This window comes from Herbidospora mongoliensis, from assembly GCF_001570545.1.
Classification (GTDB): Bacteria; Actinomycetota; Actinomycetes; order Streptosporangiales; family Streptosporangiaceae; genus Herbidospora; species Herbidospora mongoliensis.
The window spans coordinates 66,710-78,863 of the sequence record NZ_BBXD01000027.1 but is presented as its reverse complement, the minus strand read 5'-3'; the positions used below and the strand labels follow the sequence as shown (position 1 = coordinate 78,863).

Genomic DNA, 12,154 nt, shown 5'->3' with positions numbered 1-12,154 from the left:
ACGTCCAAGATGATGGGCTGTATGCCCTACTCAGATCTTCCGCTGCCCGACCTGCGCCACTACGTCTCCTCCGTCTCGGAGCCCGACGACTTCGACGACTTCTGGGCCGCGACGCTGTCCGAGACCCGTTCCCATGAGCTCGCCCCGGTCTTCTCGCCCGTCGTCACCGGGCTGGTCACGGTCGACGTCTACGACGTGGTCTTCCAAGGCTGGGCCGGGCAGCCGGTCCGCGCGTGGTTCCTGGTCCCGGCGAACGCCGAGGGCCCGCTCCCTTGTGTCGTGCAGTATCAGGGCTACGGCGGCGGCCGGGGCCTGCCGCACCAGTGGCTCTACTGGCCGAGCGCCGGTTACGCCTACCTCGTCATGGACACCCGTGGCCAGGGCAGCGGGTGGTCCGTGGGCGAGACGCCCGACCCCGAAGGCTCGGCGCCCGCGCATCCGGGCTACATGACCCGGGGCATCGGCGACCCGGCGACCTATTACTACCGCCGCGTGTTCAGCGACGCGGTGCGGGCCGTCGAGACCGTCAGGCAGCACCCGCTCGTCGACCGGGCCAAGGTCGCGGTCACCGGCGGCAGCCAGGGCGGCGGCATCACCCTGGCGGTGTCGGGGCTGCTCCCCGACGTGGTGGCGGCCATGCCCGAGGTGCCGTTCCTCTGCGACTTCCCGCGTTCGATCCGGCTGACCCCCAAAGATCCTTACACGGAGATCTCCCGTTATCTGAAGGTCCACCGGTCGGAGGTGGCGCGGGTCGAGCGCACCCTGTCCTACTTCGACGGCGTCAACTTCGCCCGGCGGGCCGCCGCCCCTGCGCTGTTCTCGGTCGGGCTGATGGACGAGATCTGCCTGCCCTCGACCGTCTACGGCGCCTACAACGCCTACGCAGGCGCGGCCAAGCACATGGAGGAGTACGAGTTCAACAACCACGAAGGCGGCGCCGAGGCGCACCTTCCGGTCCAGCAGGCCTGGCTGAAGGCCTGGATCGGCGGTTAGCAGCTACTCGATGGCGACCGGCTCCGGTGAAGAGGAGCCGGTCGAGCGGGCCTTTTAACCTGGGACTCCAGTTATTTGTCCGGCTAATACGGATTAATCGCAAACTAGCGACATACTGTCCATTCGCTCGGGGTTTACGGTGAATGCGAGAGTGGCTCGTGAACGTTGAAAGTGCGGTGGCCGATCCCGTCGAGATACGGCCGTCTCTGCTGGCCAGGCTCGCTCCCGGGTGGCCCGCCGAATTCCCCATTCCACTAATGTGGCTGGAAACCTGTATTCTCCGCAATCCGCGCGGAACGGTGACCGCGCTCGTCGCCGCCTGGCTGTTCCTTCCGGCCGCGCTGGGATTCTCGGTCACGCTGGCGATCGTCGGCGGCCTGGGCGCGTTCGCGTACACGGCGGTCACCGGTGACGCGGCGCTGCCCGCGCTGCTGCTCGACGCGCCGGTTCTGGGCGACGCGCTGCAGGGCTGGCTGGTGAAGGGCGGTGGCGTGGGGGCGACGCTGCTGGGCGCGATCGCCGGGGCGATCATCGGGTTCACCTACGGGCTCGTCGCCGTGTTCCTGGGGCCGTTCCAGGACGGCTTCCTCGACGGAGCGGCGGCCGTGCTCGGCACCACGGCGCTGGGCGTCATGGCCGGTCTTCTCTACACGCTTTACCGGACGATATTCGAACACCGAATCCTTATTCTGACCGGCGCGAGAAGACTCAGCCGCCGAGAGGCGGATCTGCTGTTTCCGCTGATCGCGGAAGCCGCCGCACGGCTGAAACTAGCCAATCATCCGATATTGCTCGTGGACGATTCCGGCGAACCGAACGCCTTCGCATATACCCGGCATATCGTGATCAATCGGGGATTCCTTGAGGAATTCGACTACAACCGCGACGCGATCGCAGCCGTGCTGACCCATGAACTGGTCCACTGGCGCAACGGCGATCCGGTTTCCGGGGCATTCATCCGCGGGGTCGCGTTCCCGCTCTATCTCGTCCAGGCGGTGGGCGGCCGGCTGCTGGCCCAGGCGAAGAGCCCCGTGCTGCGCTTCCTCGTGTGGACGGTGTTCTGGCCGGTGTTCGTGACGGTCCGCCATCTGGTGGTGCCCATGCAGGCGGCCGACTCGCGGCGGGCCGAATACCGCGCCGACCAGGGGGCGGTGCTCGCCGGATACCGGGGCGGCATGCGGCGGATCCTGACCCGGTTCCGCCGGTCGTTCGAAGGCGGCCGGAACGGCTGGGTCGAGGCGATGCGCGCCTCGCATCCGCCCAACGAGTTCCGGCTCGAACGCATCGAGGAACCCGGCCGCGACTACCCGCTCCCGGAAGACGACTTCGCCCCGTTCGAGCCGGTGGTCCGGCCATGACGACCGATCTCGCCCAGCCCGACATCTTCGTCCGTCACGTCCCCGGACGCCGGCGGTCGTTCATGGTCGGTGTGGCCGTCTTCCTGGCCCTGTGCCTGACCGTGGCGGTCCTCAAGATCGTGGAACGGCAGGTCTTCGGGCCCGAGGAGACCGTGCGCTCGTTCTTCGCCGGGCTCGCCGGGCGCGATCCCGTGGCGGCGGCCGCCTTCGTCGTCGAGTCCACCACGGCGGACGACGGGATGGCGGCCATGGTGGGGAAGGCGTACACACCGCCGGAGTCGGTCCGCGTCGTCGACGCCGTGATCGACGAGAACCGGGCGACGGTGGCGGCGGCGTACACGATTCGCGGGAGCGAACAGGAGATCCTGCTGACCCTCGTCAGGAACGAGCAGGCCACCGCCGGTCTCTTCCACGGCTGGCTGATCACGGGTGGCGCCGTGTCCCAGCTCGACGTCGACGCCGGGGCGGTCGACTCCGTCACGGTGGGCGGATCGACGGTGCCGGGACGCCGGGCGCTCGTCTTCGGCGCCTATCCCGGCGGATATGAGGTCACCCTGCCTGTCCACCCGATCTGGCGGCTCGATCCGGTGACGGTCTTCGCGGGCGCCGGCGGCCTCCCGTCGACGGCGACCCTGAGCCCGCAGGTCCAGGAGGCTGCGTGGACCGCGGTGGGGAAGCAGCTGCGCGGCCATCTCGACGCCTGCGCCAAGAGCGCCGAGGCGGCTCCGGCGGGCTGCCCCTTCGCCTACTCGACCGGCTACTACTCGCTCAACGATCTCGATTGGCGGATCGTCAAATATCCCCTCTACAACGTGGTGCAGGACGAGACGGGCTCCGTCGTCGTGCAGACCATCGAGGAGGGCGAGGTGGCGATCTCCGGAACCCGGTCATATGGGTTCTACGACACCGCGCAGCCGTTCACCGAGAGCGTCACCTTCTCGCAGTCGGGCCAGGTCATCGCCGACGGAAAGGAGATCGTCTTCATCCCGGTCGCGTGACCAGCAGGGCCGCTGTCTCCTCGGACACCGGCGTCGCCAGCACCGACGCGACGACGTCGACCAGGTGGCTGGTGAAGAGCCGCTCGTCCCGCGAGCCCGTTTCGGCCCTGCGGGCCAGTTCCGTGTACGTCACCCGGATCGCCGTGAACCGCCGATGCAGTCGCGTCACGGCGATCTCGGGCAGCAGGGGCCCCACGATCTCCCGCCACCGATTGACACTCGTCGGCTCATGAATGGAAGCCTTCAGAACGCCAGGCGAAGCCCGGCGCACCACCTGATCCAGCAGCAGCAGATACCGCCGGCCCTCCTCATCGGCCAGCTTCGCCGCGAGCGGCCGCACGAACGCCCCCGCCAGCGGCCGTAGCGGCTCCGAAGGCGGCGCCGCCTCGAAGGCGTCCAGCAACTCGTGGCGAGCGGCCTCCACCGACGGCAGGTGCCGCGCCATCACGGCCTTCAGCAGCCCTTCGCGATCACCGAAGTGATACTGCAGCGCCGACGCGTTCCGCTGCCCGGCGGCGGCGTTGATCTCCCGCAGCGACACCGCGTCGATGCCCCGGTCGGCGAACAGCTTCTCGGCGGCCAGGACGAGACGAAGGCGGCCATCGGCGACCACGGCACGGCTCCTTCTTTCAGAATTAAGGCGACCGCATTAATGTAATGCGTATGGCCATCGACTTCACGCTCGATCCCGAGCACGAGGAGATCCGCCGCCGGGTCCGCGCGTTCGTCCAGGACGTCATCGTCCCGGCGACGACCGAGGGCCTGCCGCGCGACGAATACCTCCGCACGATCTTCGCCCTGCGCGAGAAGGCCAAGGCCGAAGGACTGTGGCTGCCCCACATGCCGAAGGACGTCGGCGGCATGGGCCTCGGCCACGTCGCGCTGGCGATGGTCCAGTCGGAGGCGGCCAAGACGCGGCTCGGCCCGTGGGTGCTCAACTGCCAGGCCCCCGACGAGGGCAACATGCACACGCTGCACCACTGGGCGAACGAGGACCAGAAGGAGAAATACCTCAAGCCGCTGCTCCAGGGCCGGGCCATGTCGTGCTTCGCGATGACCGAACCCGAGGTGGCCGGCTCCGACCCCACGCTGATCCGGACCACAGCCGTACAGGACGGCGACGAATGGGTCGTCAACGGCCACAAGTGGTTCATCTCCAACGCGCGCCGGGCGAACTTCGCGATCCTCATCGCCCGTACCGAACTCGACATCCCGGAAGGGCAGCGCGGCGCCACCACGGCGTTCCTGGTCGACATCCCCAGCCCCGGCTGGACCGACGTGCGCGAGGTCGAGACCATGCACGGCTCGACCGGACACAGCGAGATCGTCATCGAAGACCTGCGCCTGGCGGAGAGCCAGATCCTGGGCGGGCGAGGCAACGGCCACCGCCTGGGCCAATATCGCCTGGGCCCGGCGCGGCTGGCGCATTGCATGCGGTGGATATCGCAGGCCGAGACGGCGCTCGACATGATGGTCGACCGTGCACTCAACCGCTACAGCCACGGCTCGCTGCTGGCCGACAAACAGGGCATCCAGTGGCTGATCGCCGACTCGGCGATGGAGCTCTACCAGTGCAAACTCATGGTCCTGCACGCCGCCTCGAAGATCGACAAGGGCGAGGACTTCCGCACCGAAGTGTCGATGGCCAAGCATTTCGTGGCCAACAGCCTCAACCGCATCGTCGACCGGGCGATCCAGGTCCACGGGGCGCTCGGCTATTCGACCGACACCCCTCTGGCGAGCATGTTCCAGCACGCCCGCTGGGCCAGATTCGCCGACGGCGCCGACGAGATCCACCAGATGCGCATCGCCGAACGCACCATCGCCGCCTATCGTGACACCGGCTCGACCAGGGCCGCGACGGGAGGACTCCCCCTGTGAATCCCCTTGTGAATCCCACTGTGAAGGTCGCTTTGGTCACCGGAGGAAGCAGCGGCATCGGCGCGGGGGTCGCCCGCCGCCTCCGAGAATCCGGCACGACGGTGGTCGTCGCCGATATCGCCGACCCCGCCGACGTGAAGTGCGACGTCTCGAACCTGGAGGACAACCTCAGAGCCGTCGACTACGTGATGGCGAGACACGGCCGCCTCGACCTGGCCTTCCTCAACGCGGGCGTGGCCTCGGGCTGCGGCATCGGCGACGACTTCGACCTGGCCCTCTACCGCCGCGCGATGGGAGTCAACCTCGACGGCGTCATCTTCGGCGCCCACGCGGCCATCCCGGCGCTGAAGGCCTCCGGCGGCGGCACCATCGTCGCGACCGCCTCGATGGCCGGCATCGTCGGCATCCCCCTCGACCCGATCTACGCCGCCAACAAACACGCGGTCGTCGGCCTGGTCCGCTCGCTGGGCGTGTCCCTGGAGCCGGACAACATCAGGGTCCAGGCCCTCTGCCCGTCCTTCGCCGACACCGCGATCCTCGGCGACAGCCGGGTGATGCTCGAAGCGGGCGGCTTCCCGATCATGGATGTGGAGGACGTGGTCGACGCCTTCGAAAAGCTCCTGGCCGGCGAGGGCACGGGGGAGTGCTGGTTCGCCGTCTCCGGCAGAGAACCCGAACCCTTCGCCTTCCGCCGGGCCCCGGGGCCCCGCCCGAAACCCTGAAAATCCTTCTTCCGTTACGGCTCCGCCCACCCTGGCCCCGCCCGCCGTCTCCGCCCCGCGCCGTATCCGGCGCCGGTCATCCGCTTCCGCCGCGCTCCGCGACGTCACGGGGGTGAACCCGCTGCGACCGGTTGGCGCCGGATGCGGCGAGTAGTGGGGCGGCGGGCGGTGCCGGCCAGGCGGAGCCGTAACGGAAAGAAAGAATCCACCAGCGGCGCGGAAATGTGGAGCGGGCATCAGCCTTCGGCGGCGCGCGAAAAAACAACGCGCGCCGGTTCGTGGGGGTCCGTTATGGTGTGGCCATGAACTGGCGACATTGATCTTCACCTGAGTCCCGATTCGCCCGGCGTCTCTACGCCATGGTGTTCTTCGAGGAGTTCGTTCTCCTCTATCCCGTGTACGCGCTTCTCTTCGCCGACAACGGGCTTTCAGCGGGCCAGATCTCCACGCTCTTCGTCATCTGGTCGCTGACCTCGTTCCTGTTGGAGATCCCGTCAGGAGCCTGGGCCGACGCGTTCTCCCGCCGTCGCCTCCTGGTGCTGTCACCCCTGCTCACAGCCACCGGCTTCGGCCTGTGGACGTTCCTGCCGGGCTACTGGTCGTTCGTGGCCGGGTTCGTGCTCTGGGGCGTGGCGACCGCGATCAGTTCGGGCACGTCGGAAGCCCTCGTCTACGAGGAACTGGCCCGCCTCGACGCCTCCGACGCCTATCCCCGCGTCACCGGCCGCGCCGAGGCCATCGGCACCACCGCCATGATGATCGCCAGCGCGATCGCGGGCCCGGCCATGGCCTGGGGCGGCTACCAGGCCGTCGGCGTCGCCTCCATGGCCACCCTCGTCGCCGCCTCCCTGATCGCCCGCACGCTCCCGGAAACCCGGGAGGACCCCGACGAGGACGACGGCTACCTCGACGTCCTGAAAGCGGGGTTCCGCGAGGTCAGAGGCTCGAAGAAGCTGCTGAGACGGCTGATTCTGGTCTCGGCCGTGACCGGGCTGTCGGCGTTCGACGAGTATCTGCCGCTGCTCGCCCAGGGCACCGGCGTGGGCGACGAGACGGTCCCGCCGCTGATGGTGCTCGTCTCGGCCGGGTTCGCCGTCGGCGGCTTCCTGGCCGGACGCGGGCTCAGGTGGACGGGCCCGATCACGGCCGCCGGCGGCCTGTTCCTGATCGCCGGCGCGGCCGTCCGCAGCCCGTGGGGGTTCGTGTTCGTCGCCGCCGCCTTCGGGATCATCCAGTGGGCGATCACCGCGGCCGACGCCCGGCTGCAGGACGGCCTGTCCGACCGCTCACGCGCGACCGTGACCTCGATGTCCGGGCTGGGCACCGAGGTCATGGCGGTGCTGACCTTCGCCTTCTACGGTCTCGGGTCGGAGCTGGCGCCGTCGTGGGTGCTGTTCGTCGTGCTCGCGGTGCCGTACACGATCATCGGAGCCTTTCAGGGCCGCAGTGCCGAGAAGAGCACCTGATCGTGCCAGGCCCCCTCACGCCACTGCGCCCGGCGCAGCACGCCCTCGCGGACGAACCCGGCCTTCTCCAGCGCCCGCTGCTCGGCGACGTTCTCGGCGTCGGTGAACGACTGGACGCGCTCGGCGCGGGTGTGCGCGAACAGGTAGGTGGCGAGCTGGACCTGCGCCTGCGTGCCGATGCCCTTGCCGCGGTAGCCGGAGAACACGCAGATCCCCGTCGACCAGCACCACGAGGTCAGATCGGGCCCCCACGAGTTCATCCACCACGTCACCCACCCGACCGGGACGCCGTCGCCCTCGATGGTGAGACGGCCCGAGTCGGCGCCGAGGAACCCGTTCTCGGCGTATTCGCGGTGGAACGGCTGCGGCGGCCGGTGCCCGAACCATTGGTATTGGCCGGTGCCCTCCCGGTCGGCGCGTTCCCGCTCGAAGAGATCGAGATCCTTGGCCCGGACCGGGCGAAGTGTGACCTCCATGGGGACTCCTTTCATGCGCGTATGACGCAATCTTCCTCTTTTCGCACCGGGGTTAGGGTGGAAACCCGACCCGTACCGAACTGGAGGGGGCCACATGTTCGAGAACACCCGGGCTTTCAGCGGGTTCTCCGTGGTCGACACCGACGCCGCCAGGAAGTTCTACGAGGAGATCCTCGGCCTGCGCGTCTCGGAGAGCAACGGCATGCTGCGCCTGCACATCGCCGACGGCCACGACATCCTGGTCTACCCGAAACCCAACCATGTCCCGGCCGAGTTCACCGTGCTCAACTTCCCCGTCGACGACATCGAGGCCGCCGTCGACGAACTGCGCCGGCGGGGCGTGGAGTTCCTCGTGTACGGCGGAACCGACGAGAAGGGGATCTTCCGCAAGGGCGGCCCGTTGATCGCCTGGTTCACCGACCCGGCCGGGAACATCCTGTCGGTCCTCCAAGACGGCTGAGGCCGGAAAGATTCGTACGGAAACGGAAACCCCTGGTCGACCGGGGCCACCCTGGTGGGGATGGACCGATCCCCGCGCGAGCGCGCGTTCACCGCGATCTACGACCGGCAGGTCCGGGGGATCGCCGCATGCCGCTGCGGCCAGGTGGACATCGAGGACCTCCACGAGAGCCTGATCGCCGCCTACCACGACCACGCGCCCTGGGCGCCGTGGTCCGACCACGAGGGCTGCGCGCCGCTGCGGGGCCCTTCCGACGATCAGGTCCGCCGTCTCCTCGACCAGGTGGCCGCCGGGTTGCCGTCCAGAGATCGGCGGCTCTACGACATGGTCATCCGCCGCGGCGCCGACCGCCGGGACATCGCCGAGGCCTTCTGCGTGGACCTGCCCCGGGCCGGCCTGATGCTGCGCGACCTGCGCCTGACGGTGACCGGCGGGTTCCGCCTCCTCGTCCTGGCCCGGGAGACGCCGGACTGCCTCTCCGTGGACGGATGGGACGGATTCGTGCTGACACGGTCCGTGCGGCTGGCCGTCGATCGGCACGTGCGGGCGTGTGAGGCGTGCGAGAAGACAGCCGAGGAGGCGGTGCGGCCCTACCTCCCCGCGCTGGTCCCTGTTCTCCTGCCGGGGATGCGGGAGGAGATGCTGGCCCGGATCGCCCGGCCCGCACGCGGGCTCGGACTGGCTTGGCAGCGGGCGGGCGCGGTCGTGCTGGTGGTGGTGGCACTGGTGCTGCTGGCGGCGTGGGCGACGGGTCAGACGTCGAGTTCCAGTCTCGACAGCGGCTCGACCAGTTCCTCCTCCTCGTATGCCAGGTGAGACAGCAGCGCCTCCGTCAGCGTCGTGACCTGGCGGCGCACCACGTCGAGCCCCGACGGATCCTCCACCATCGCCACCAGGGCGGAGTCGAGCCCGGTGAGGATGTCCGCGATGACCTCGTGCTCCTCCTCCAGCCGCTGGATCACCGGCGCGAGCGAGGCCTGCGCCGCCACCAGGCCGGGGAACATGTGCGCGTCCTCGATCGAGTGGTGGGCGGTCAGGACCCGGCAGTAGGAGGCGCAGAAGCTGCCCAGGGTCCAGTAGTTCTGCCGCATGGTCAGATCGTTGATCATCGACCGCACCATCGCCGCCTCGGCCCGCCCCTCCGCGACCTGCCCCACGGCCTCCCCGATGCGGGCCAGCTCCTGCCGGAGGTGGTTGTGGATCAGCACGAGCCGGTTGCCGATCTCCCGCTGCCGGCGCGAGAGCTGGGCAGGGTCCCGCTTGGGCAGCCGAGGCCGGGAGGCGTCGTCGATGAGCGTCGTGATCGTGGAAGCCGCTGCCGGACGTTCGGCCGCGACGAGCTCGCGCACCTTCGGCGCCACCTCGGCGGCGAAGATCTTGAGCTGGCGTTCGTCGGACGTACCGAGAACGAAAACGCTCATCCCGAGGTCGAGCACCAGCTCGGCGAGCTGCTCGGCCCACAGCTCCGGCGGCCCCTCGAACCACCCGGTGCCTCTCGGGTCGAAACTCCCACTGATGTTGAACGCCTTGGTGACGGCGCGCCCACCGGCGGCCTCGTCGACGATCCGGCTCAGCTTGGGGAGCTCCTCCCGGGAGACATAGCCCTTCGACGGAATCCACCCGTCGGCCTTGGCCCCGGTGACTTCGAGCAGTCTGGGCTTGTACGCCCCTACCCAGATCCCCACCGGATGCGCCGGAAACGGCCCCGTCGGGGCGGCGTCCAGCCGGTAGTGGTCGCCGTCGTAGCTCACGGGCTCGCCCGGCGTCCACAGCAGCCGGATGACGTCGATGGCCTCCGAGAGGGCGTCCACCGCCTCCCGGGGAGACCGGCGGGACCCGCCGTAGGCGGCGACGCCGTCCCAGAAGAACCCCGCGCCCAACCCGAACTCGACGCGCCCCTTAGTGAGGAGATCGAGGCTGGCCACGGCCTTGGCCAGCATCTGCGGCGGCCGCAGGGGCAGATTGGCCACATTGGGCAGCAACCTGATCCGCTCGGTACGGGCGCCGATCTGACCCAGGGCCGTCAGCGTGTCCAGATGGCGAGGCTGATAAGGATGATCCTGGAGGGCGACGAGATCGAGCCCGGCTTCCTCCGCGAGAACGGCGAAATCCACCAGCCACGCCGGACTGTCCGCCCGGGGCTCCGGCCCCACTCCGAACCACAGCTCATGCCCAAGATCGCCCACGTTGGTCCACGCTACCAAGAGAGCAGGTCAGGTCATGTCAGTACTTGTCGCCTTCAGCGTCACCCCGATCGGCAAGGGCGAGGAGGTGGGCGAGTACGTGGCGGAAGCCATCCGCGTGGTCCGCGCCTCCGGCCTCCCGAACCGCACCGACTCGATGTTCACCACGATCGAGGGCGAGAACTGGGAGCAGGTGATGGCCGTCGTCCACGCGGCGGTCGCCGCCGTCGAGGCGAAGTGTGACCGCGTCAGCCTGGTCCTGAAGGCCGACATCCGCACCGGCGAGCCGGGCCGGATGGCGGAGAAGGTGGCCTCCATCGAACGCCACCTGGCCTAACCGACTGTGACTATGGGCTGGCAGCGCAGTGGGCTGGAAAGCTTGCTTGACGAGGTCGTCATCGCAATGAGGTAGCGCTGCCCGTCGGCCCATCCGTCAGTCGAGGGCGCGGCGAAGGGAACTCCAGGTGGCAAGGTCTTCATTCTGGGCTACGGCGAAAAAGAGTCGTCCTTCCATGGCGATGTCGAGAGGGGCGACGGTATTGCGTTCAAGCCTGGAAATGTAGGCCCTTCGGATTCTCTCCAAGGTGCTGCCCTCAGGAGTTTCTCTGAACACGCCAACGAATAGAGAGCGTCTGGTTGCGCTGAGAGCTGTCCACTCGCCACGAATGGGAAGACCGGCAAGGAAGTAATCGTCGGGATTGGGGTTCGGGGCGGTCCACCACAGCGAATCTGCGTCAGATTCCTCTAAAGTTGGCTCGATCAGAGAGCTGACCAACCTCTCCCACTCAAGCTCTTCTGGAGCCATTCTCGGCGGAGCTGTCGGATAGGCCTCCGTGGTTGGTGGGAGAGGCTCATAATTTGGATATTGGTATCGGGGCTCTTCGTGTATGGGCTCCACTTCCTTGGTGAGATCGGTATGATAAAGACTTAAGATTGTCCTGTCCTCGAGAATTGAAGCCCAGCTCAGTGCGAGTGGACACCCTTTGAACTCGTTATTTGATGCCCACTCATGCAGCTTGGTAAGATATGTCCTCTTTTCTTGGGTGAAGTGTCCAGAATGGTCTCTTCGGCCTTTTGCTTCACCTACCAACTGGCGGTCGCCGGGTAAATTGATCAGCAGGTCTGGCCTGGAATTTCTGCCACTTGATTTCCTCGGCGTCGTGGCCGGTATCAAGTCGAATTGTTTGATTTGAAGTGGATTGAATTTATTTTTGACAATCAGGCTTTCTAGGCTTGCGGTCAATAGGCCGAGACCTGCAGCGGTGATAATGAACGACTTGATGTGCAGGGATGAGCAGTCGAAGGCTTTTGTCCTGCGTAATGGGAATTTGCCATTCATCTGCGTGTTGTCGAGTGCTGTCGCCAGCAATTCGGCTTCAAGCCTCAAAGAATCATAAGATCCGTGGGGGTTGCCGGCGACAGAGGAAATACCGTTTACGGCTATGACGCGGGCGAGGCTGATCGCAATGTCCAACTCCTCGCGCTGGAAGATTCGATCTAGCGCCTTTCCTGGAGTAGGTGTCCATGCATGTCTGTAGAACTTGACGATCCCCATGGCCGGGATGGTATCGCCTGCTCCTGGGCATCGTTGACAAAATTGCTGCCTGCATGACAATG

At 67.4% G+C, this 12,154-nt stretch carries 13 protein-coding genes; 9 read left to right on the top strand and 4 right to left on the bottom strand.

Translation table 11 applies throughout. The features are described from left to right. Window positions 1-21 precede the first annotated feature (21 nt). The 3 genes from AW272_RS37195 (at window position 22) to AW272_RS37185 (ending at window position 3,349) form a co-directional block, all read left to right on the top strand. Window positions 22-993: an acetylxylan esterase gene (locus tag AW272_RS37195; RefSeq protein WP_066375085.1), complete on the top strand. Its 972-nt coding sequence runs from the start codon at window positions 22-24 to the stop codon at window positions 991-993. Between the two features lie 158 nt (window positions 994-1,151). Further along, window positions 1,152-2,351 carry a M48 family metalloprotease gene (locus tag AW272_RS37190; protein WP_169807710.1) on the top strand — a complete coding sequence of 400 codons (1,200 nt, stop codon included), beginning with the start codon at window positions 1,152-1,154 and terminating at the stop codon, window positions 2,349-2,351. Further along, window positions 2,348-3,349: a hypothetical protein gene (locus AW272_RS37185; RefSeq protein WP_066375083.1), complete on the top strand. Its 1,002-nt coding sequence runs from the start codon at window positions 2,348-2,350 to the stop codon at window positions 3,347-3,349. Before AW272_RS37190 ends, AW272_RS37185 begins: the two co-directional genes overlap by 4 nt. Here the strand turns inward: AW272_RS37185 and AW272_RS37180 are convergent. Next, on the bottom strand, window positions 3,333-3,962 hold the full coding sequence (locus AW272_RS37180) for a TetR/AcrR family transcriptional regulator (protein ID WP_066375080.1): 630 nt from the start codon (window positions 3,960-3,962) through the stop codon (window positions 3,333-3,335). The genes AW272_RS37185 and AW272_RS37180 overlap by 17 nt on opposite strands. A gap of 50 nt (window positions 3,963-4,012) precedes the next feature. Here AW272_RS37180 and AW272_RS37175 point away from each other — a divergent pair, with 50 nt between their 5' ends. From AW272_RS37175 to AW272_RS37165, 3 genes are all read left to right on the top strand, one after another. After that, window positions 4,013-5,230 (top strand): acyl-CoA dehydrogenase family protein, encoded by a 1,218-nt coding sequence (locus AW272_RS37175; RefSeq protein ID WP_066375077.1) that lies wholly within the window; start codon window positions 4,013-4,015, stop codon window positions 5,228-5,230. Between the two features lie 20 nt (window positions 5,231-5,250). Then, window positions 5,251-5,952, top strand: a complete 702-nt coding sequence (locus tag AW272_RS37170; RefSeq protein WP_157519212.1) for an SDR family oxidoreductase — start codon at window positions 5,251-5,253, stop codon at window positions 5,950-5,952. A 359-nt stretch (window positions 5,953-6,311) separates the two neighbouring features. Beyond that, entirely contained in the window at window positions 6,312-7,418 is a 1,107-nt protein-coding gene (locus AW272_RS37165; protein WP_157519210.1) for an MFS transporter, read from the top strand. On the opposite strand, the gene AW272_RS37160 is transcribed toward AW272_RS37165, so the two are convergent. Continuing rightward, a complete protein-coding gene (locus AW272_RS37160; RefSeq protein ID WP_066375073.1) occupies window positions 7,388-7,894 on the bottom strand; it encodes a GNAT family N-acetyltransferase in 507 nt (168 codons plus the stop codon). The two genes, AW272_RS37165 and AW272_RS37160, sit on opposite strands and share 31 nt — an antisense overlap. Before the next feature lie 94 nt (window positions 7,895-7,988). Between AW272_RS37160 and AW272_RS37155 the strand changes: the two genes are divergently transcribed. Together AW272_RS37155 and AW272_RS37150 are read left to right on the top strand one after the other, a co-directional pair. After that, window positions 7,989-8,354 carry a VOC family protein gene (locus tag AW272_RS37155; RefSeq protein WP_066375071.1) on the top strand — a complete coding sequence of 122 codons (366 nt, stop codon included), beginning with the start codon at window positions 7,989-7,991 and terminating at the stop codon, window positions 8,352-8,354. A 60-nt stretch (window positions 8,355-8,414) separates the two neighbouring features. Continuing rightward, a complete protein-coding gene (locus AW272_RS37150) occupies window positions 8,415-9,170 on the top strand; it encodes a hypothetical protein (protein ID WP_066375069.1) in 756 nt (251 codons plus the stop codon). Here AW272_RS37150 and AW272_RS37145 read toward each other — a convergent pair. Then, window positions 9,107-10,540, bottom strand: coding sequence for an LLM class flavin-dependent oxidoreductase (locus AW272_RS37145; RefSeq protein WP_066375067.1), 1,434 nt, complete (start codon window positions 10,538-10,540; stop codon window positions 9,107-9,109). The two genes, AW272_RS37150 and AW272_RS37145, sit on opposite strands and share 64 nt — an antisense overlap. A gap of 34 nt (window positions 10,541-10,574) precedes the next feature. Between AW272_RS37145 and AW272_RS37140 the strand changes: the two genes are divergently transcribed. Next, complete coding sequence (locus AW272_RS37140; RefSeq protein WP_066375065.1) at window positions 10,575-10,874, top strand: MTH1187 family thiamine-binding protein; 300 nt, start codon at window positions 10,575-10,577, stop codon at window positions 10,872-10,874. 96 nt (window positions 10,875-10,970) lie between these two features. Here AW272_RS37140 and AW272_RS42855 read toward each other — a convergent pair whose 3' ends face one another. Next, window positions 10,971-12,092 (bottom strand): hypothetical protein, encoded by a 1,122-nt coding sequence (locus AW272_RS42855; protein WP_157519206.1) that lies wholly within the window; start codon window positions 12,090-12,092, stop codon window positions 10,971-10,973. Window positions 12,093-12,154: the final 62 nt, after the last annotated feature.